This window comes from Saccharopolyspora sp. ASAGF58 (assembly GCF_012277335.1).
Classification (GTDB): domain Bacteria; phylum Actinomycetota; class Actinomycetes; order Mycobacteriales; family Pseudonocardiaceae; genus Saccharopolyspora; species Saccharopolyspora hattusasensis.
The window spans coordinates 7078450-7097061 of sequence record NZ_CP040605.1 but is presented as its reverse complement, the minus strand read 5'-3'; the positions used below and the strand labels follow the sequence as shown (position 1 = coordinate 7097061).

The window sequence follows — 18612 nt, the reverse complement described above, 5'->3', positions numbered from 1 at the left end:
AACGATGGTCCCACGCGCAGAACGAGGCGAACAGGTCCAATCAGGACAGCAGGGCAGCATCGATCGCGGCGTGTATGTGTATGGGATCGTCTACCACCGGGAGAAGCTCCCGGAAGAGCTACCCTCGTTTCGGAGACGGCGCGGAAGAAGTAGGTGTCGCCTCGTACGGCAAGACGGCAAGCTCTCCGCATTGGTCAGCGAGGTGCAACTCTCTCGCCCGCTCGGGACACGCAAGGATTTGCTCGCGCATGAACGTGTACTTGACACTTTGGCGGCGGAAGCCACCGTGATACCAATGCGTTTCGGATCCGTCGTAAGTACCAAGGAAGCTGTCATCGACGAGCTCCTGGCGCCCCATGAAGGCCACTTCAATGCGATGCTCTCCGAGCTCGCCGGGCTGGTGCAGTTCACCGTTCGTGGCAGGTATGCGAACACGACGCACCTTCGTGAAATCGTGTCTGAGGAGCCCGGAGATCCAGGAACTGCGCGCAGTCGTTCAAGATAGTCCCGAGGATGCCGGCTACGCCGAGTGACGGCCGCCGCGTGTTAGCTGCGGAAATGGGGCCGATCGGCGTGCGGTTTCGCGCGGGACCGGTGCGGGTAGTGCGAGGGAAGTCCAGCACCGCATTCGAAAGGAGCAGCCATGACCACGGCGCGCGACATCATGCATGCAGGGGCGAAGTGCATCGATGAGGACGACAGCCTGTACACGGCCGCGCAGATGATGCGCGACCTCAAGGTCGGGTCGTTGCCGATCTGCGGTCGGGACAACCGGCTGCACGGCATCATCACGGACCGCGACATCGTCCTGCGCTGCTGCGCGGAAGGCCGCAACCCAGCCGAAATGAGGGCCGGGGAACTGGCCCAGGGTAAGCCACACTGGGTCGACGCCGGCTCCGATGTGGATCAGGTGCTGTCGATGATGGAGCAGCACCAGATCCGGCGGGTGCCGGTCATTGCCGACCACAAGCTGGTCGGCATGATCAGCGAGGCCGACCTGGCCCGGCACCTCAGCGAGGAGCAGCTGGCGCATTTCGTGGAGAGCATCTACGCGGCGAGGTGATGCCCGAGACCGGTGCCCGGTTGCCGCCGGGTGCCGGTTGGTCGCCGCCTTCGGCGGGTTATGGCCAGCGCCCAGTAGAAGCGCTATTTATCCTGGTCAGTGCCCTCCCTAGGAATCCGGGGCGAAGGGGGCGGGAAAATCAGATGACCACACGCGTCTTCGTGGTCGACGACCACGATGTGATTCGGCGGGGTATAGCGGCCCTAGTTGGGGCCGTGGACGACCTCGAACTGGTCGGCGAGGCCGCCACGGTCGCCGAAGCGCTGGCCTGGGTGCCGAAGGCCAACCCTGATGTTGCGGTCCTGGACGTGCGGCTGCCGGACGGCAACGGCGTCGAGCTTTGCCGCGACCTCCAGTCTCAGCTGCCTGAGCTGCGCTGCCTGATGCTGACCTCCTTCGACGACCACGACGCCCTGATGGACGCGATCATGGCCGGCGCCGCCGGATTCGTGCTCAAGGGCGTGGTCAGCGAGGAACTGGTCACCGCGATCCGCACCGCCGGGGCCGGGCAGTCGCTGCTCAGCCCCAAGAAGACCGAGGCGATGCTGTCCTGGCTGCGCCGGGAGCAGCAGCAGACCGACCCGCTGCGCGAGCTGACCGCGCGCGAGCGGCAGGTGCTGGAACTCATCGGTGAGGGACTCACCAACCGGGAGATCGCTAAGCGCATGTTCCTAGCCGAGAAGACCATCAAGAACTACGTGTCGCAGATGCTGGCCAAGCTGGCCATGCGGCACCGCAGCGAAGCGGCCGTGCTGGCCACCGAGCTGCGGCTGGACCGCGATTCGCGCGGCAAGCGCTGACGCGGGGCGGAGGTCGTCATGTCGTCACAGCCGCCGGACGTGCCGTCCGCGGAGCCGGATCTCGCCCAACCGGTGAGAGAGGATACGTTGTTGCGCCTGGTGATCGGGTTGCGCGAGCTGCGGGACGGCAACTTCCGCCGCCGCCTGGTGTTCTCCGGTGGCGGGTTGGCGACCGAGGTCGCCACGGTGTTCAACGAGCTCGCCGAGCGAAACCAGTTCCTGGTCGGAGAGCTGGAGCGCGTCAGCGCCGCCGCGGAGCGGGGCGAATGGCCGATCCCGCAGATCGACTTCGACGGCTCCGCGCACGGCGGTTGGACGGTCGCCGCGAACTCGGTGAACACGATGACCAGCACCTTGCTGGCACCGATGGCGGAGCTCAACCGGGTGCTGGGGGCGTTCACCCGCGGCGACCTGACGCAGCGGATGCCGCGCCGCGCGGCCGACGCGGCGCTGCCCGGGGAGCTGGCTGGACTGAGCACGGCGGTCAACGAGATGCTGGACCAGCTGTCGCTGTTCGCCCAGGAAATCACCAGGGTGGCGCGGGAGATCGGCACCGAGGGCAAGCTCGGTGGTCAGGCGCAGGTACCCGGCCTGGTCGGCACCTGGAGGGACCTGGCCGATTCGGTCAACGGGATGGCCGCCGACCTCGCCGGCCAGCTGCGCGACATCTCGCACGTTGCCAAGGCGGTCGCGGCCGGCGACCTGACCCGCAAGATCACCGTCGAGGTCTCCGGCGAGACGCGTGAGCTCAAGGAGACCATCAACACGATGGTCGACCAGCTGTCGGGGTTCGCCGAGGAGGTCACCCGGGTGGCCCGCGAGGTGGCCAGCGAGGGCCGGCTGGGCGGTCAGGCCGAGGTGCCCGGCGCGGCCGGCACCTGGCGCGGGCTGGTCGACTCGGTGAACTTCATGGCCAACAACCTCACCGTGCAGGTCCGCAACATCGCGCAGGTCGCCACCGCGGTCGCCCGCGGCGACCTGACGCAGAAGATCGACGTGGACGCCCGCGGCGAGATCCTGCAGCTGAAGAACACCATCAACACGATGGTCGACCAGCTGTCGGCGTTCGCCGACGAGGTCACCCGGGTGGCCCGCGAGGTCGGCACCGACGGCAAGCTCGGCGGCCAGGCGCGGGTGCACGGCGTGGCGGGCACCTGGAAGGACCTGACCGACAACGTCAACATCATGGCCGACAACCTGACCAACCAGGTGCGCAACATCGCCCAGGTCACCACCGCGGTGGCACGCGGTGACCTGTCGAAGAAGATCATGGTGGAGGCCAAGGGAGAGGTCGCTGCGCTGGCCGAGACGATCAACGGGATGGTCGAGACGCTGCGCGCATTCGCCGAGCAGGTCACGCTGGTCGCGCGCGAGGTCGGCACCGAGGGCAGCCTCGGCGGCCAGGCGCGGGTGCCCAACGTGGCGGGCACCTGGAAGGACCTGACCGACAACGTCAACATCATGGCCCGCAACCTGACCAACCAGGTGCGCAACATCGCCCAGGTCACCACCGCGGTGGCACGCGGCGACCTGTCCAAGAAGATCGACGTGGACGCGCGCGGCGAGATCCTGGAGCTCAAGACCACCATCAACACGATGGTCGACCAGCTGTCGGCGTTCGCCGCCGAGGTCACCCGGGTGGCCCGCGAGGTCGGCACCGAGGGCAAGCTCGGCGGCCAGGCCGAGGTCGCCGACGTCTCCGGTACCTGGCGGCGGCTGACGGAGAGCGTCAACCGGCTGGCTGGCAACCTCACCACCCAGGTGCGCGCCATCGCCCTGGTGGCCACCGCGGTCACCGAGGGCGACCTGACCCGCCAGATCACCGTGGACGCCTCCGGCGAGGTCGCCGAGCTCAAGGACAACATCAACGCGATGATCAGCAACCTCAAGGAGACCACCAGGGCCAACCAGGAGCAGGACTGGCTGAAGACCAACCTCGCGCGGATCTCGGCGCTGATGCAGGGCCAGCACGACCTGGACGAACTCGCCCAGCTGATCATGACCGAACTGGCGCCGCTGGTGTCGGCTCAGTACGGCGCGTTCTTCCTGAGCCGGCCGGGGGAGGACGACCGCACGATCCTGGAGCGCACCGCAGGCTACGGCCGCCCCGGCTCCCGCGACGGGGGTCCGCCGCTGCGCTTCGAGGTTGGGGAGTCGCTGGTCGGGCAGGTCGCGGCGGACCGCAAGTCGATCCTGGTGACCGACGTGCCGCCGGAATACGTCCGGATCAGTTCCGGGCTCGGCGCAACCGCACCCGCGGACGTGGCGATCGTGCCGGTGCTGTTCGAGGGCGAGGTGCTGGCGGTCATCGAGCTGGCGTCCGTCAACAAGTTCACCTCGGTGCACCTGGACCTTCTGGAACGGCTGAAGGAGACCATCGGCGTCGACGTCAACACGATCGTGGTGAACTCGCGCACCGAGGCGCTTCTGGCCGAGTCCCAGCACCTGGCCAAGGAGCTGCAGGCGCGCTCCGAGCAGCTACAGCAGCAGCAGACCGAGCTGCAGCGCTCCAACACCGAACTGGAGGAGAAGGCGGCGCTGCTGGCCAGCCGCAACCGGGACATCGAGCTGAAGAACATCGAGATCGAGCAGGCCCGCCAGGAGCTGGAGGAACGGGCCCGGCAGCTGTCCCAGGCCTCCGCCTACAAGTCGGAGTTCCTGGCCAACATGTCGCACGAGCTGCGCACCCCGCTGAACAGCGTGCTGATCCTGGCGAAGCTGCTGGCCGACAACATGGAGGGCAACCTCACCTTGCAGCAGGTGGATCTGGCGAAGACCGTGCACCAGGCGGGGACCGACCTGCTGCAGCTGATCAACGACGTCCTGGACCTGTCCAAAGTGGAGGCGGGGCAGATGCACCTGCTGCCCGAGGACGTCGAGCTGGTCGACCTCGCCGCGCACATGGAGTCGCTGTACCAGCCGCTGGCGGCGGACAAGGGGCTGGCCTTCGAGGTGTCCGTGGCGCCGTCGGTGCCGCCGACGGTGCGCACCGACCGGAACCGGCTGGAGCAGATCGTGCGGAACCTGCTGTCCAACGCGGTGAAGTTCACCGACAAGGGCGCCGTCGAGCTGCGGGTCCGCCCGGCCCAGCCCAGCGAGGTGCACGACCAGGGCCTGCGCCACGCCCGGCGGCGGGTGGCGTTCTCGGTGCGCGACACCGGAATCGGCATCCCCGCCGACAAGCTGAGCCTGATCTTCGAGGCGTTCCAGCAGGTGGACGGCACCACGGTGCGTAAGTACGGCGGGACCGGTCTGGGGCTGTCCATCAGCCGCGAGCTGACCGCCCTGCTCGGCGGCGAGCTCCAGGTGGACAGCGAGCCCGGACGGGGCAGCACCTTCACGCTGTACCTGCCGATGGAGCCCTCGATGACCAAGCCGGTCGAGCCGGTCGCCGAGCCCGAGCCCGTGCCCTGGCCGGTGGCCGTGCCGGAACGCCCGCCGCGTGGATACGTGCCGAGCACGGCGGAGTCCAGCCTGGACGTGTCAGCCGAGGGCATCGACCCGCCGATGCGGTCCACCGAACTGATCCAGCAGGAGGGCCACCAGCACATGCTGCACGTCGAGGAGCCGGCGGAGCGCGCGTCGTTGCAGTTCAACGGGGAGAAGGTGCTCGTCGTCGACGACGACTACCGGAGCGTGCAGGCGATGCGCCTGCTACTGGAGCAGCACGGCCTGCAGGTGGTGCACGCGGACAACGCGCTGGCCGGGCTCAACGCGCTGCAGCACCAGGGCGACATCATGATCGTGCTGATGGACGTGATGATGCCGGAAATGGACGGCAACGCCACGATCCGCATCATCCGGGAGATGCCGCGCTACCGGGACCTGACGATCATCGCGATCACGGCGAAGGCGATGAAGGGCGACCGGGAAGCGAGCATCGCAGCCGGGGCCACCGAGTGCATGAGCAAACCGGTCGACGTCAACAAGCTGCTGGAGCTGCTCGCCGAGCACCTGCCGGCGGGACGCGCCCCCGAAACAGAGGGATGAGGCTCAGTCGACCTGCTCTGGCTCTTCGATCGTCGGCATCTCGGCGAGCTGCTCGCGCAGCTTCTGGGCCCACGCGAGGTCGCGCGCGAAGGTCGCGTCGAAGCGGTCGATGCCGTGTGGATCAGCCATGGCGGTTCCCAACTGTGCTAGCTCGCAGGCTGTTGCCGACCACAATAACCGCAGGTGGAAGACCCATCGGCGGGTCAGTCCTGCCGATTCCGCGACGGCCGGGGCGGCCGGGGCCGGTGTGCCGCCAGTGGCGGTTCCGCAGCGCCGACCGCCCCGAACCGAAGACGGAAGTCACGTTTCAGGGTCTTTCGGCACTGTTGCGACCGCCACGGGCTGCTCCACCGGCACCGGCGCGACCAGCGGATCCTGGCGCAGCTCGCGCCACAAGGAGAACGCCAGCCCGAGCATTACCAGCACGAACGGGGCGGCCGTGACGATGACCGTCTTCTGCAGGGCGTCCAGACCACCGGCGACCAGCAGGACGATCGCGGTCACACCGGTCAGCACGCCCCACAGCGCCAGCACCGACGTCCTCGGCCTGGCGTGGCCGTCCGCGCGCCTGCGGAGCAGATATTCCTTGCGGTCCAACGGGTTGTGGCCCGTGCGAGGCCGGGTTGGGAGGATTTGGCTTCCTACGGGGAGTTTCGGCAGCGCCCTGGAACGATTGGCCCGCGGTCGGCGCGGCAAGCCGCCGGGGTGACGAGAAGCACGCGATCGGATGTGCGGTCGGGACTACCGGTCGCGGGGTTTCGCGCGGGTGTGCATGCGCTCGCCCTGCGGGCCGAACAGGCTGAGAAGCTCCACCGGCGCTTCCCCGGTGCTGCCGAACCAGTGCGGCAGGCGCGTGTCGAACTCGGCGGCCTCGCCGACCTTGAGCACGATGTCGTGTTCGGCGAGCACCAGCCGCAGCTTGCCGCCGAGCACGTACACCCACTCGTAGCCCTCATGCGTTCGCGGCTCGGGTTCGCTGCGGTCGGCGCCGAGGATCATCTTGAACGCCTGCAGGCCGCCGGGCTGCTGGGTCAGCGGCACCACCGTCATGTCCCCGTGCTTCACCGGCTTCAGCCGCACCCGGGGATCGCCGACCGGCGGTGCGCCGACGAGTTCGTCCAGCGGCACCTGGTGGGCGTGCGCGATCGGCAGCAGCAGCTCCAGGCTGGGCTTGCGCTGCCCGGACTCCAGCCGCGACAGCACGCTGACGGAGATCCCGGTCTTTTCCGACAGCGCCGCGAGCGTGCAGTTGCGCTGCTGGCGGATGGTCCTGAGTCGCGGCCCGACGGCGGCGAGTACGTCCTGCATCCTTTTATTGCAGAAACAGCAACAAGGTTTGTCAAGTCGTCGCCACGGCGTGCATGGTCGGTGTCATGAGTTCGAACGTGGAAGACGTACTGGTCATCGGCGGTGGGGCCGCCGGGTTGAACGTCGCGCTCGTGTTGTCGCGGGCCCGCCGCCAGGGGTTGGTGGTCGACTCCGGCGGGCTGCGGAACGCGCCCGCGCACCCGTTGCACGGGTTCGTCTCGGCGGCGGCTGGCGCCAAGGCCGCGGTCGCGGTGAACGGGGACCTGATCGAAGCGGACATGCCGGAGGTGGCGCGGTGAACGACATCGATTGGGCCGCGATGGCCGACCTGTTGGAGCTCGAAGGCGAGACGCACAGCCCGTGCGTGCAGGGAGCTCTCGGCGAGCTGGCACACCTGGCACCGCAGCGGATTCTGGACATCGGCAGCGGGCCGGGCGTCGCGGCCTGCGAGTTGGCGGCGGTGTTCCCGCAAGCCGAGATCACGGCCGTGGACGGGACGCCGCAACTGCTGGCGCGCGCCGGAGAACGGGCCGAGCGGCTCGGCGTGCGGCTGCGGACCCAGGTGGCCGAGTTCCCGGCCGGGCTCGCCGACCTGGTCCCGGCCGACCTGGTGTGGTCGGGGCAGGTCGTGCACCACGTCGGCGATCAGCAGGACGTGCTGAACCGGCTGGCCGGGCTGCTCGAACCCGGCGGCGTGCTGGCCATCGTCGAGGGCGGCCTGCCGGCCCGCTGGCTCCCGCGCGACCTGGGCTTCGGGCGTCCCGGCCTGCAGTTCCGGCTCGACGCGGCTATGGCGGACCGGTTCGACCAGATGCGGGCCGACCTGCCCGGATCCATCACGGTGGCCGAGGACTGGCCGGGCATGCTGCGCGCCGCGGGGCTCACCGAGGCACGCGCCAAGACCTTCCTCGTGGACCACCCCGCGCCGCTGGCCGATGGGCCGAGGCGGTTCGCGCGGAGGGTGCTGGAACGGCAGCGCGGAGGTCTAGCGGACTCCCTTGATGCGGAGGACCTGGCGACGTTGGACAGGCTGCTGGACCCGGCCGACCCGGCGGGTATCGACCGGCGGCCGGACCTGTTCCTGCTGACCGCGAAGACCGTGCACTTCGGCCGCAAGCCCCGATCCTGATGCACCCGTGCGCGCTCCGGGCTGCTACCCGGAGCGCGCACGGTTGCCATCGTCGAGCGGCGTGGGTTGCCAGGCACGGGCGAGTTGGTTGCGCAGCAACGGTTCCGGACTGTCGTCGTCGCAGTTGAGGCGATCGTCGAGCCGGATGAGCGTGTCGGCAACGGGCGAGCGCGAGGCCTCGGGCGCGAGCGGCCGCGTCGTGACCGGCCTGCTCGTCGATCGGCCGCACCGCGAGCGGGCCGGGCAGCGCCAACGCTTCCGCGACCAGCGAAGCCGCGCGCCGGGCGGTCAAGTTCGTCACGCCGGCGATTGCCCGCGCTCAGCCCTCGGCGTTCTGCCGCAGGTAGGTCTCCCGGGTGTGCTCGGTGTGCTCCCGCATCAGCTGGGCCGCCCGGTCGGCTTCGCTCTTGCTGATCGCGTCGATCAGGGCCGAGTGCTCGTCCCAGGACTTCTTGCCCCGGGACTTGGCCACCGGGGTGTGGTACCAGCGGACCCGGCGGTCCACCTGGGCCGCGATCTCGACCAGGATCTTGTTGCCGGACATCTCGGTGATCCGGGCGTGCAGTTCGGCGTTGGCCGCGAACACTTCCTCGGTGTCGTCGGCCTTGAGGGCCTGGATGCCGCGCTTGTAGATCTGCTTGAGCTCGGCCACGCCCTCCTTGGTCGAGTTCAGCGCCGCGAGCCGGGCCGACTCGCCCTCCAGCAGGGTGCGGACGCTCAGCAGTTGGTCGGCCTCTTCCGGGGTGGGGCTGTGCACGAACGCGCCGTAGCCCGGCCGCAGGTCGACCCACTCGTCCTTCTTTAGCCACTGCAGCGCCTCGCGCACCGGCTGCCGGGAGACGCCGAGCAGTTCGGCGAGTTCCTTCTCCACCAGGTGCTGACCGGGCTTGAGCTCGCCGGTGATGATCAGCTCCAGGATGGCTTGGTAGACGGTCTCCCGGAGCGGGACCGGGCGCGCGACCTGGCGCGCGCCCTGCGGCAGTTTCGAGGTCAGCGACATGCGGTTACCTTCGGGGCTGGGCCAGGTCCGCCCGGCGGGCCCGCCGGTTCGTGCGCTTGCGGCCGGCATTCTTCGGCGGGCGTTTTGCCCGATGGCTTTAGTATGCAGTATGCGACCGTCCCGAGCTTGCAAAAGCGCCGCGCGTCGTCGTCGCGCAGGTGATCGCCCGTGAGGTCGGGTCTCTGGAGGCGTGGAATTAGCGCGGCACGCCCGGCGTTGCGCAATAACCACGATTTTCCGGTTGGAGGCCGAGTTGGCTTCGGGAGAGCGGTTCGAGGGGCTGGACGCCTACTCGCGGACGGTTGCCGCCGTGGCCTCGGCGATCACGCCGAGCGTGGCGAGCCTGCACTCGTCCGGTGAATGGGGCGACGCGGCCGGGTCGGCGGTGGTGTTCACCGCGGACGGCTTCATGCTGACCAATGCGCACGTCATCGGCCGCGCCACCGGCGGCACCGCGCGCTTCGCCGACGGCACCAGCGCCCCGTTCGCCGTCGTCGGCACAGATCCGCTCTCCGACCTGGCCGTGGTCCGCGCGGCCGGCGAGACCCCGCAACCGGTGCAGCTCGGCGACAGCGACCAACTGGTGGTCGGGCAGCTCGTCGTCGCAGTCGGCAATCCGCTCGGGCTGGCCGGTTCGGTCACCGCGGGCGTGGTCAGCGGGCTCGGGCGGTCGCTGCCCGCACGAAGCGGCAACGCCGCCAGGATCATCGAGGACGTGATCCAGACCGACGCCGCGCTCAACCCGGGCAACTCGGGTGGCGCGCTGTCGGACTCGCGGGGCGTGGTCGTGGGCGTGAACACCGCGGTCGCCGGGGTCGGCCTGGGCTTGGCGATCCCGATCAACGCCACCACCCGCCGCATCATCGACTCGCTGGTCCGGAACGGCCGGGTCCGCCGCGCCTTCCTGGGCCTGGTGACGATCCCGGCGCCGCTGCCCGACGAGCTGGCCGAACGCACCGGGCAGGACACCGGCCTGCGGGTCGTGGACGTGGTCCGGCAGAGCCCGGCGGCCCGAGCCGGGCTCCACCGCGGCGACCTGGTGCTGACCGCGGGCGGCAGCCCGGTGCGCGATGCGCAGGGCCTGCAACGGCTGATGTTCGCCGAAGCCATCGGGCGACCGCTGCAGATCACCGTCACCCGCAACGGCGCGCTGGTCGACGTGATAGCGGAGCCCGTGGAACTGCTCGACAGCCCGCGCTGACCGGCCCGGGCGGAGCCCGCCCGGCGGCTAGAGTCGGACGGTGCCCTCCGCATCCATCCCGGTCACCCCGGCGCTCGGCGTGGCCATCGCGTTGCTGCTGGTCGCCGCCGCCGCGGTGGCCGGCCTCGGCGGGCTGGCCCGGTACCGCAACGTGCTTTTCGCCGGTCTGCGCGGCGTGGTGCAGCTGCTCGTTGTTTCGCTCCTGATCGCCTACATCGTCCGGTGGACCGCCCTGGCCGCCGCGTTCATCGTGCTGATGTTCGCGATCGCCGCCCATACCGCCGGGCGGCGCATCACCAGCGACCGCACTTGGCTGTGGGCCGGACTCCCGATCGCCGCCGGAGTCGCGCCGGCGGTGCTGGTGCTGGTCGTCACCGGTGCCGTCCCGCTGACCGGACTGGTGCTGATTCCACTGGTGGGGCAGCTGATCGGCGGAGCCCTGGTGGCGACCGCGCTGGCCGGGCGGCGGCTGCTCGACGAGCTGCAGCAGCGGCGCGGCGAAGTGGAGGCGGCGCTGGCGCTGGGCATGGTGGACCGCGCGGCGCGGCTGGAGATCGCCCGGCCCGTGGCCGGAAGCGCCCTGGTGCCCGCGCTGGACCAGACCCGCATCGTGGGCACAGTGACGCTGCCGGGGGCCAGTTAAGTTAGTAGATGGGTCGCTCGTCGTGAAAATAGAGAGATGGGTGTCCGTCGTAAAAACTGGGGGCCACGTCGGCGATGTCGGGGGCCGTGGCCCCGACTCCAGGTGCTTGACCTGCAGGTTTCGTGATGATGTCCTAAGTTGTGCAAGCTGCACAGCCCAGGGACGGGCGGCGTGGCCTGCTGGTCTGTGCGATCGACGGCACCACCCTGACCGTGCCCGACAACCCCAGAATGCTGGCCCGCTTCACCAAACACCGCGGCAACCACGGTGGCACCGGCTACCCCCAGATCCGGCTGGTGGCCCTGCTCGCCTGCGGCACACGCACCCTGATCGACGCGGTGTTCGGCCCCACCACCACCGGCGAGACCACCTACACACCACACCTGCTGCGCAGTCTGCGACCAGGGATGATCCTGCTGGCCGACCGCAACTTCGGCGCCAAAGACCTCATCACTGAGATCGCAGACACCGGCGCCGACGTCCTCGTCCGGCTGAAAAACGGCCGCAAGATGCCAGTCCTGGCCCGATACCCCGACGGGTCCTACCTGTCGATGCTGGGCCGGCTGCTGGTACGGGTCGTCGAGTGCGAGATCACCATCTCCACCACCGCCGGCCGGCACACCGCTGTCTATCGACTGGCCACCACACTGACCGATCACCATCACTACCTGTTGTCAGGCGTTCTGGATAACGACGTGGAGCCCTGTCGGCGGCATTGACGGTGAGCACGCCCAAGAGCTTCGTCCCCGGCGGCAGAATGAACACCACGCGCGCCCGCCCAGCACAGGGCTGACCGCTCCTGATCCCTCATGTTCATCGTGACGGCAGCACATCGCCCGGCCGTCCGTCTACTGTGGACGATCCAGGACCACGATCAGCAACGCGAACTGGCCCCTGGACCGCCACAAGCGTGATAGGCATGCTGGACCACTGTGCGAGGAGCCCGCCGCCGTGATCATCGTGCTGGACGTCGAGCAGGCCGAGGTCGACCTGCACGCCGGTGCGCTGCGCTGTCCACACTGCTCGGCGGTGCTACGACCGTGGTCCTCCGCGTCGGCCCGACAGATCCGGCAGCTCGACGGTTCGCACCGCCTGGTGCGACCGCGCCGGGCACGCTGTTCGGGTTGCCGGGCCACCCAGGTGCTCATGCCGGCCTGGTGCCTGCCCCGGCGGGCGGACGCGGCCGAGGTCATCGGCGCGGCGCTGGTCGCGAAGGCGCGTGGGCAGGGTTACCGCTCGATCGCGCGTGAGCTGGGCCGCCCGGTCTCCACCGTGCGGCACTGGCTGCGCGGCGTCCGGGGCGATCAGGTGGAGTGGCTGCGGCGTCAAGGTGTGCAGCGGACGTTCGAGCTGGACCAGGACCTGCTGGTGGACCTCACGGTGCAGGCCACGGCGTTGGGCGACGCGCTGTGCGCGTTGGCTGCGGCCGTGCTGGCCTGGCGGCGCCGTTTCGCCCGACCTGTCCAGGCGTGGACGCTGATCGGGGTTTTCACCGCTGGCCGCCTGCTTTCTCCACCATGATCAACACGGACATGTCGTGGCATCAGTGTGTCCGCAGTTGGTCACCGGCACGGAGGGCGAGGGCCGACAGGATGAGCATGACGGCGTCACCGTGAGCACGAACGGTGCCCTGTTCGTGATCATCTACAGCGCCGCCGCCATGTTCATTTTGAATGCCGGGCAACAACTACCCGGCCGCCGAGTTGATCACCTTGTACCACCACCGATGGGGTGCGACGTGAAGTCGCACGATGTGAGTGGTCACGTTGTTTGGAGGTTCCCATAGTGAAGACGTGATCCGATCCAGTGTCCGCGGGATCGTCTCCGCCCTGGCATGCGTCGAGCCTGGCCGCCGTTATGACTTGATCATCGTGACGGTCGGCGCGTGGGACGTGCCTCCGGCTTGGGTAAGCCAGCTGACCGATGATGGAACGCTCGTGGTTCCCCTGCGCATCTTGGGGTTGACCCGGTCCTGGGCGCTGAAGCGATCCGGGGACCGGCTGATCAGCTGTTCCAACCTTGTGGCCGGGTTCGTGCCGATGCAGGGGGCCGGCGCCCACAAGGGTCGCTCGGTTGTTCTAGTAGCCTAGGGTGAGCTGGCGGAAGAACACCCGTGAGCGTTTTTGGGTGCCATAGCACCCAAAAACACTCACGGGTGTTCTCTGCTTACCGAAACGCTCGTCGCGAACCGCATAGCCGCGAACACGCCCCCGCTGCTTCCCGCCATGGCGCGGCCAGGCGTTGTTTATAGCGCGGATTGCCCTGGTGAGACTGGTTTTCTGGAGCACCCAGGCACCGCAGGGACAATCGGTAACGGATCATGGACGCCGTCGCCTCATGCCCGCAGGAATTTGGACTTACTCGTCTAGGCGACGGCGTCAATCTGTGGCTCACCGAGCCCGACCAGCATGTCGATGATGCTGGCATCGAGGGCGTGTTCTCTCAGGAACGGCACGAGGCCTCGTCAGGTGTGATCGTCTCCTCGGGGCGGCAATCGCCCGATCTTGACCTGTGGCTGGCCTCCCACCTGCCCGGGTTCGCTGCGCTGATCGCGCAGCAGAGCGCTCTTCGCTGGGCCGTCGCAGCAGTCCGGTAGGAGCTGAGCGCAATCGGATACACACCAGGGCCCGTCCCTGGGCTGTGCAGCTTGCACAACTTAGGACATCATCACGAAACCTGCAGGTCAAGCACCTGGAGTCGGGGCCACGGCCCCCGACATCGCCGACGTGGCCCCCAGTTTTTACGACGGACACCCATCTCTCTATTTTCACGACGACACAGCGCCCTCGGTGTCCTCCCCGACGGGGCAGTTCAGGAGGCGCACCAGCGGCTGGCCGACGATCTTCTTCCGCGACTGGCGGCCTTGGCCGCCGGCACCCATCAAGCCAGCCGCCTTGCCGCAGCACACGTCCGGCTGGCCGCGCTGCCCGTCGAGCTGGACCAGGTTCGGGACCTCCTGCAGACCGTGCGGAGCCACACCGAGGAATGGATCAACCAGCACGGCGGCACCGCAGCGGTCTCCGCGGCACCGTCCCGGCCTGCGGCGGCCACCGGTACCTCGGAGCGAACGACCGCGGGGCGGGTCGCTGCCTATCGCGCCCGGCTGGAGCATCCCTGGCCGTATGGCAAGCCTCTCCAGGGGTGGCGGCTGGCGGTTGGCGACGGTTCGAGCGATCGGGAGCTGGCCAGTGGGACCAAACTGGCCTCCGGCCAGACCGACCCGTCGTACACCGCCGCGGTCCAGCGCGCCCGTGAACTCGGGTTGGCTCGCGGCGGCTTCGTGCCTGACATCGCCCGGCACATCGAGATCAAAGAAGCCTCCACGATGACCGCGGGCGAGACCCGGACCATCGTGATCGGGAAGGACCCGTGCGGTATCGACCCGGTGACCAATGTCAGTTGCCACCCGTTCCTGCGCTACTTCCTCCCGCCCGGTGCGACACTCATCGTCTACGGTCCCCGCGGGGAGCCGTACCGGTATGAAGGGAAGCGCACGTCGTGACGATCCAAGCCCAGTACTGGGCCTACGAACCCGACCAGCCGCCCGCCGAGCACGTCGCCGAGCTGGCCACACCCGAGCAGGTGCGCGAGTTCGTGACGCTGCTATCCAGCGACCAGGTCAGCGACGCCCTGCTCACCCATACTCAGCGCCCCCGGATGGAGACGCTGATCCCGGACGAGGACGACCCCGATGCGTTCCTGACCGTGCCGGACCACTCCGTGATCGCCGGCGTCCACGGTGACCGCGGCGCGCTGTCCTACCAGGGCAACGACGGCCACGGCACTGAGCCGGTACACCTCTACAGCCACGGAGACGGTCCCGAGCGGCCCGTGTTGTACGAAACCGACGAATTCCCCCCGCACTGCGAAGTCACCATCGACGCGATCGCGGAGGCGTTGATCGCGTTCCTGCGGACCGCCAAGCGTCCGGCCACGCTGACCTGGCAACCCGCACACGACTGCGCCCGCCAGTGATCCCGTCGGCGGCATGCCGCCGAGCTTCGATCAAACGGATGTGCGAGCGTCTGGGTGCGGGTGAACTTCGAGTCGGACGGGGAGGTCGTGGTGGCAGTCAAGATCGTCCACACGACGCGGTCACAAGAGGTGCGGTTCAGTGATCGGGCAACGGCCCAGCACTACGCCGCCCAGTAAGGCGGACTTGACGCATGGCGGGTCCTGCCGGTCCTGGGGGCACCTCCCCGGCGGGAGCCGAACGGGCAGCCGTGACGCCTACCGCCGCTGACCGCAAGCGAGTAAGCCGTTGGCCAGCGCTCACTCGCCTCGGCCCGCTGGGGCAGAGTGCGCGACCCGGCCTGACGAGCAAGGCCGCGAAGATCGAGCGCGGCCAGGGTGGCCAGTAGCGTTCGGCGACGTAGTGGGCGTCGCGGGTGACGCCGCGGATGTCGGCAGGGGTAGGTCTCGGAGCGGCATCTGTCGGTGACTTCGCCGCACGGCTTGAGGATGGAATTTGCGGCAGAGCACGGGTTTCCACTGGCTACTTGGTGAGGTGGGTGGAGTCGTTGTGGGTGAGTAGAGTCCAGCGCCATCCGGTTCCGGGGCGGGTCCAGGAGAGTGGCTGTTTGCTCCCATCGCGTGATGCTGGCGTAGTTCGCGGCGAACGCTGCGGTGGCGCGGAGGCTGGCGGCGAGGTCGAGGAAGTGGTGTGCAACGGCGGTGATGGTTTCACCGTGTCCGACGATCAGCACTGTGCCGCCGGCGTGGCAGGCGAGGATGTTCTGCAGGCCCGTGATGGCGCGCTGGAGGTAGGAAGTCCAGGTTTCGGCGCCAGGTGCGAGTGGGTGATCGGGGTGTTGGGAGTTGGTGACCTCGCGATTCAACTGTCGCGTGTTCGTCGTGCTGTGTCACCGGGAGTGGTCATCGGGGCGTAGCGGGCCCAGGCTCTCCAGCCTCGGTGGCGAGTCGGGCGGCGTGGTCGAGGGTGTAGCCGAGCATCCTGGCGACCACCGACGCGGGTGCTTGGAGGATGAGCTGCCGGAGCGCCGTCGTGCGGCCGGTGAGCGTGCGGATGCCGTATCGGCGGAGGCGGAGTTCGACCGTGTCGGTGGTCATGGGTTGGCCGCCACGCCGGCCAGGGAACAACCAGCGTGCCTCGGGGTTGGTAGCGGTGGTGAGGTTGAGCCGCTGCTGGATGTGCTGTTGCAGCAGTCCAGCGAAGGGATCTGGGACCGGTGTGGGTGGTTCGCCGAGCCGGATGCTGACCTCACCGTTTCGTCGACGGTCAAGCGCAGGATGCGGGTCAGCGGTTGCGCGTAGAGCAGCATCAGGATGGCGGCGACGCGGGTGAGCAGAGGGATGTCCTCGTCGGTGACCAATCGCCGGATCAGGGCGAGGCGGTGGTGTTGGCTGAGTGGGGCCGGGTTGCGGGTGTCCTGGTGCGGGAGCGTCACGCGGGCCAGCAGCTTGTTGCGCATCGCCCAGCGCAAGAAGGCGTGGGGCCGAGCACCATCACGACCCCCTTCCTGGAGTATTCGGTTCCCACCACACCCCAAGTAACGTGGGTGGGCGTACCTTCCCGAGGATGATCTGAGAAGGCAGGAGAAGAAATATGCGTACGGCCTGGATCGCCCGCCTCATCGTCGCTGGCACCTCGGCGCTGGCCCTGGTGGGCCTGACGGCGGTCCCCGCCGCCGCAGTCGAGAACAAGACCCTCGTCGACTCCCACGGGCAGTTCACGTTCATCGATGACGGTGATGTCTTCAAGATCTGCGACACCAAGGCCGACGGCCACGGCGTCACCGGGCAGCTCCAGCTCCGCTCCGGGGTCGACGGCAACATCTCGACGGTCATGACCATCAACGACGGTGGCGACGAAAACTGCGACAAGCAGGGCTTCAACATCGGCAACTGGCACACCTACCGGATGGTCTACTGGTGGAACGGCAACAAGGCCGACACCGTCCAGGTCACCCCCTGGTTTAACGAGTAGTCCCGGCCTGGCCGCTAGTTCGGCAACCGCGGTACCGCTGCTACTCAACCCCGGTCCTCACACTGGCAGCCGCCGCCTCGACCCGCGACGCAGGTCTGGTCGGGTTGGTGGTGCTGGTGGTGCTGGTGCTGACCGGCCGCAAGCAGTGCTGGCCGAGCACACCCAGCGCCACACCGAGGCCGATGCCGCCGGGCAGCGCGTCACCGAGCTCTACACCGCCGCCGCCGATCAGTTGGGCTTGGACAAACGAGCGGTGCACTGGCCGGGGTCTACGCCCTGGAACGGCTGGCCCAGAACAACCCGGCCCACCGCCAGACCATCGTTGAGGGGCGCCTGCCCGGCGCCTACTCCTCGGGATCGTGATCACGGACTGGGGGTTTCTCCACGACTTCTTCCAGCCAGCATTCTTCGATTGCGGTGCGGTTGTCGTTGAGGGTGAGACGGAATTTCAGAGTTGCTTCGTGGTACTCGTGGACGTGCATGTAGTGGTCGTTCCAGTCGGAGTCCTGCACGTCAAAGCTGATGTGGTCCTCGATGTAGACGTCGCCTTTGAACACGAATCCGTCCATGGTGACGTTGGCGTCCACCGTCGCCGTTCGGCGATCTCGGCCACGGTGGCCTTCGCGGTCCGGCTCGCCCGGACCAGCGTGGCCGAGGCCCAGCCGGTCCAGTTCCCGCAGCCGAGCAGGTGCAGTCGCGGCTCCTGCAGGCAACGGGTCCCCTCGGTCGGCACCGCCCCATTGCCCACCTCCAGGCCCAGCTGCGCGAGGTGGTCGAGGTTCGGGTGGCTACGCCCGCGAGCGGCTGACCGACATCGCCAAGAATCACGGAGTCACCGTGTCCTCCACCCCTGAGGTCCTGTTCGTCTGCGTGCACAACGCCGGTCGCTCTCAGATGGCCGCCGCTCTGCTGCACCACCATGCCCAGAGCCGAGTGACCGTCCGCTCCGCCGGATCCGCCCCCGCCGACACCGTCAACCCGCTGTGGTCGAGGTGATGAACGAACTCTGCCTGGACCTCTCCCAGGAGTTCCCGAAAAAGCTCACCACCGACGCCGTCGAGGCCGCCGACGGCGTCATCACCATGGGCTGTTGTTTCTGCCTGGTGGCAGTCGGTAAATCCGCAGGTCAAAGGTAGGCAGGTTGACCCATCTGTGTGGGCAATGTTCGTGCTCTTTTTGACCCATCTCCGGGTTGAACTTTGGTGCTCCGCGCCGGGGTGATGGCTATCCCAGCCACCCCAGTCTGGACGCTGACTCAGACGTGAGGCTCGACCCGAGCGTGAACCTGTTCTTTCTCGGATGGCACCCATCCCCGCTGATCCGACCAAGCGTCTGACCGTGGGACGTTTCCGCACATTGGCGCATTTCATCGTGCGCCGCGACGCGGTGCTCGCTCCGCTGCTGTCGCTGCGGGGTTGGAGAGCCGGCGGAGCCACGGCCAGCTCGCTGAGCAAACGTCACGCACTGCCGCGCATCCAGCAATGATCACCTTCCGGTGGCGCCGCTTCGCCTGGCGAATGCGGCCCACCGG

24 protein-coding genes and 1 pseudogene are annotated in these 18612 nt (G+C 68.4%); 16 read left to right on the top strand and 9 right to left on the bottom strand.

The window, feature by feature from the left end:
- The first annotated feature begins 4 nt into the window (after positions 1–4).
- The 4 genes from FDZ84_RS33410 to FDZ84_RS33395 all read left to right on the top strand — a co-directional run bounded on the left by FDZ84_RS33410 (position 5) and on the right by FDZ84_RS33395 (position 5853).
- Positions 5–505 (top strand): GvpL/GvpF family gas vesicle protein, encoded by a 501-nt coding sequence (locus tag FDZ84_RS33410; RefSeq protein WP_246868612.1) that lies wholly within the window; start codon positions 5–7, stop codon positions 503–505.
- Between the two features lie 138 nt (positions 506–643).
- The gene (locus tag FDZ84_RS33405; protein WP_168589104.1) at positions 644–1063 is read left to right on the top strand and encodes a CBS domain-containing protein; all 420 of its coding nucleotides are present in this window, start codon (positions 644–646) and stop codon (positions 1061–1063) included.
- A 143-nt stretch (positions 1064–1206) separates the two neighbouring features.
- Complete coding sequence (locus FDZ84_RS33400; RefSeq protein WP_168589103.1) at positions 1207–1863, top strand: response regulator transcription factor; 657 nt, start codon at positions 1207–1209, stop codon at positions 1861–1863.
- Positions 1864–1881: 18 nt separating this feature from the next.
- Positions 1882–5853 carry a HAMP domain-containing protein gene (locus tag FDZ84_RS33395; protein WP_168589102.1) on the top strand — a complete coding sequence of 1324 codons (3972 nt, stop codon included), beginning with the start codon at positions 1882–1884 and terminating at the stop codon, positions 5851–5853.
- Positions 5854–5856: 3 nt separating this feature from the next.
- Here the strand turns inward: FDZ84_RS33395 and FDZ84_RS40255 are convergent, their stop codons facing one another.
- The 3 genes from FDZ84_RS40255 to FDZ84_RS33385 form a co-directional block, all read right to left on the bottom strand.
- Positions 5857–5982, bottom strand: coding sequence for a hypothetical protein (locus FDZ84_RS40255; RefSeq protein WP_256413609.1), 126 nt, complete (start codon positions 5980–5982; stop codon positions 5857–5859).
- A gap of 171 nt (positions 5983–6153) precedes the next feature.
- Positions 6154–6450, bottom strand: coding sequence for a BCCT family transporter (locus FDZ84_RS33390; protein ID WP_246868611.1), 297 nt, complete (start codon positions 6448–6450; stop codon positions 6154–6156).
- Between the two features lie 144 nt (positions 6451–6594).
- Positions 6595–7161 (bottom strand): helix-turn-helix domain-containing protein, encoded by a 567-nt coding sequence (locus FDZ84_RS33385; RefSeq protein WP_168589101.1) that lies wholly within the window; start codon positions 7159–7161, stop codon positions 6595–6597.
- A gap of 65 nt (positions 7162–7226) precedes the next feature.
- Here FDZ84_RS33385 and FDZ84_RS33380 point away from each other — a divergent pair, with 65 nt between their 5' ends.
- Together FDZ84_RS33380 and FDZ84_RS33375 are read left to right on the top strand one after the other, a co-directional pair.
- On the top strand, positions 7227–7460 hold the full coding sequence (locus tag FDZ84_RS33380; protein WP_371812722.1) for an FAD-binding protein: 234 nt from the start codon (positions 7227–7229) through the stop codon (positions 7458–7460).
- A complete protein-coding gene (locus FDZ84_RS33375) occupies positions 7457–8290 on the top strand; it encodes a class I SAM-dependent methyltransferase (RefSeq protein ID WP_168589100.1) in 834 nt (277 codons plus the stop codon). The genes FDZ84_RS33380 and FDZ84_RS33375 overlap by 4 nt, the downstream gene beginning before the upstream one ends.
- A 319-nt stretch (positions 8291–8609) precedes the next feature.
- Here the strand turns inward: FDZ84_RS33375 and FDZ84_RS33370 are convergent, their stop codons facing one another.
- Positions 8610–9290 carry a GntR family transcriptional regulator gene (locus FDZ84_RS33370; RefSeq protein ID WP_168589099.1) on the bottom strand — a complete coding sequence of 227 codons (681 nt, stop codon included), beginning with the start codon at positions 9288–9290 and terminating at the stop codon, positions 8610–8612.
- A gap of 253 nt (positions 9291–9543) precedes the next feature.
- On the opposite strand from FDZ84_RS33370, the gene FDZ84_RS33365 reads away from it, so the two are divergent.
- The 8 genes from FDZ84_RS33365 to FDZ84_RS33330 all read left to right on the top strand — a co-directional run bounded on the left by FDZ84_RS33365 (position 9544) and on the right by FDZ84_RS33330 (position 15109).
- Positions 9544–10491 (top strand): S1C family serine protease, encoded by a 948-nt coding sequence (locus tag FDZ84_RS33365; protein WP_246868610.1) that lies wholly within the window; start codon positions 9544–9546, stop codon positions 10489–10491.
- A gap of 40 nt (positions 10492–10531) precedes the next feature.
- A complete protein-coding gene (locus FDZ84_RS33360) occupies positions 10532–11134 on the top strand; it encodes an ABC transporter permease (protein WP_246868609.1) in 603 nt (200 codons plus the stop codon).
- A 140-nt stretch (positions 11135–11274) separates the two neighbouring features.
- Entirely contained in the window at positions 11275–11853 is a 579-nt protein-coding gene (locus tag FDZ84_RS33355) for a transposase (RefSeq protein WP_168589097.1), read from the top strand.
- A 232-nt stretch (positions 11854–12085) separates the two neighbouring features.
- Entirely contained in the window at positions 12086–12655 is a 570-nt protein-coding gene (locus tag FDZ84_RS33350; protein ID WP_168587152.1) for a DUF6431 domain-containing protein, read from the top strand.
- Between the two features lie 236 nt (positions 12656–12891).
- The gene (locus FDZ84_RS39650) at positions 12892–13224 is read left to right on the top strand and encodes a hypothetical protein (protein ID WP_168589096.1); all 333 of its coding nucleotides are present in this window, start codon (positions 12892–12894) and stop codon (positions 13222–13224) included.
- Between the two features lie 230 nt (positions 13225–13454).
- Positions 13455–13730 carry a hypothetical protein gene (locus tag FDZ84_RS33340; RefSeq protein WP_168589095.1) on the top strand — a complete coding sequence of 92 codons (276 nt, stop codon included), beginning with the start codon at positions 13455–13457 and terminating at the stop codon, positions 13728–13730.
- Positions 13731–13997: 267 nt separating this feature from the next.
- Positions 13998–14636, top strand: coding sequence for a DddA-like double-stranded DNA deaminase toxin (locus FDZ84_RS33335; RefSeq protein WP_168589094.1), 639 nt, complete (start codon positions 13998–14000; stop codon positions 14634–14636).
- On the top strand, positions 14633–15109 hold the full coding sequence (locus FDZ84_RS33330) for an Imm1 family immunity protein (protein ID WP_168589093.1): 477 nt from the start codon (positions 14633–14635) through the stop codon (positions 15107–15109). The genes FDZ84_RS33335 and FDZ84_RS33330 overlap by 4 nt, the downstream gene beginning before the upstream one ends.
- Positions 15110–15270: 161 nt before the next feature.
- Here FDZ84_RS33330 and FDZ84_RS41235 read toward each other — a convergent pair whose 3' ends face one another.
- The 3 genes from FDZ84_RS41235 to FDZ84_RS33315 are packed head-to-tail and all read right to left on the bottom strand — an operon-like array spanning position 15271 to position 16566.
- On the bottom strand, positions 15271–15972 hold the full coding sequence (locus FDZ84_RS41235) for a histidine phosphatase family protein (protein ID WP_168589092.1): 702 nt from the start codon (positions 15970–15972) through the stop codon (positions 15271–15273).
- 37 nt (positions 15973–16009) lie between these two features.
- A complete protein-coding gene (locus tag FDZ84_RS33320; protein WP_168589091.1) occupies positions 16010–16204 on the bottom strand; it encodes a hypothetical protein in 195 nt (64 codons plus the stop codon).
- Positions 16201–16566, bottom strand: a complete 366-nt coding sequence (locus FDZ84_RS33315) for a hypothetical protein (RefSeq protein WP_168589090.1) — start codon at positions 16564–16566, stop codon at positions 16201–16203. The genes FDZ84_RS33320 and FDZ84_RS33315 overlap by 4 nt, the downstream gene beginning before the upstream one ends.
- Positions 16567–16700: 134 nt before the next feature.
- On the opposite strand from FDZ84_RS33315, the gene FDZ84_RS33310 reads away from it, so the two are divergent.
- On the top strand, positions 16701–17081 hold the full coding sequence (locus tag FDZ84_RS33310) for a hypothetical protein (protein WP_168589089.1): 381 nt from the start codon (positions 16701–16703) through the stop codon (positions 17079–17081).
- Positions 17082–17121: 40 nt separating this feature from the next.
- Here FDZ84_RS33310 and FDZ84_RS33305 read toward each other — a convergent pair whose 3' ends face one another.
- Together FDZ84_RS33305 and FDZ84_RS33300 are read right to left on the bottom strand one after the other, a co-directional pair.
- On the bottom strand, positions 17122–17340 hold the full coding sequence (locus FDZ84_RS33305; protein ID WP_168589088.1) for a hypothetical protein: 219 nt from the start codon (positions 17338–17340) through the stop codon (positions 17122–17124).
- Positions 17341–17425: 85 nt separating this feature from the next.
- Positions 17426–17794 carry a hypothetical protein gene (locus FDZ84_RS33300; protein ID WP_168589087.1) on the bottom strand — a complete coding sequence of 123 codons (369 nt, stop codon included), beginning with the start codon at positions 17792–17794 and terminating at the stop codon, positions 17426–17428.
- A gap of 181 nt (positions 17795–17975) precedes the next feature.
- Between FDZ84_RS33300 and FDZ84_RS33295 the strand changes: the two are divergent.
- Positions 17976–18172 (top strand): annotated as a pseudogene (locus FDZ84_RS33295) (arsenate reductase ArsC); the annotation flags it as partial.
- Positions 18173–18612 lie beyond the last annotated feature (440 nt).

Bases quoted from the DNA above. Each gene is read 5' to 3' on its own strand.
- FDZ84_RS33410 (WP_246868612.1), top strand. From the start codon at position 5: ATGGTCCCACGCGCAGAACGAGGCGAACAGGTCCAATCAGGACAGCAG.
- FDZ84_RS33405 (WP_168589104.1), top strand. From the start codon at position 644: ATGACCACGGCGCGCGACATCATGCATGCAGGGGCGAAGTGCATCGAT.
- FDZ84_RS33400 (WP_168589103.1), top strand. From the start codon at position 1,207: ATGACCACACGCGTCTTCGTGGTCGACGACCACGATGTGATTCGGCGG.
- FDZ84_RS33395 (WP_168589102.1), top strand. From the start codon at position 1,882: ATGTCGTCACAGCCGCCGGACGTGCCGTCCGCGGAGCCGGATCTCGCC.
- FDZ84_RS40255 (WP_256413609.1), bottom strand. From the start codon at position 5,982: ATGGCTGATCCACACGGCATCGACCGCTTCGACGCGACCTTCGCGCGC.
- FDZ84_RS33385 (WP_168589101.1), bottom strand. From the start codon at position 7,161: ATGCAGGACGTACTCGCCGCCGTCGGGCCGCGACTCAGGACCATCCGC.
- FDZ84_RS33380 (WP_371812722.1), top strand. From the start codon at position 7,227: ATGAGTTCGAACGTGGAAGACGTACTGGTCATCGGCGGTGGGGCCGCC.
- FDZ84_RS33370 (WP_168589099.1), bottom strand. From the start codon at position 9,290: ATGTCGCTGACCTCGAAACTGCCGCAGGGCGCGCGCCAGGTCGCGCGC.
- FDZ84_RS33340 (WP_168589095.1), top strand. From the start codon at position 13,455: ATGGACGCCGTCGCCTCATGCCCGCAGGAATTTGGACTTACTCGTCTA.
- FDZ84_RS33320 (WP_168589091.1), bottom strand. From the start codon at position 16,204: ATGACCACCGACACGGTCGAACTCCGCCTCCGCCGATACGGCATCCGC.
- FDZ84_RS33315 (WP_168589090.1), bottom strand. From the start codon at position 16,566: ATGCGCAACAAGCTGCTGGCCCGCGTGACGCTCCCGCACCAGGACACC.
- FDZ84_RS33310 (WP_168589089.1), top strand. From the start codon at position 16,701: ATGCGTACGGCCTGGATCGCCCGCCTCATCGTCGCTGGCACCTCGGCG.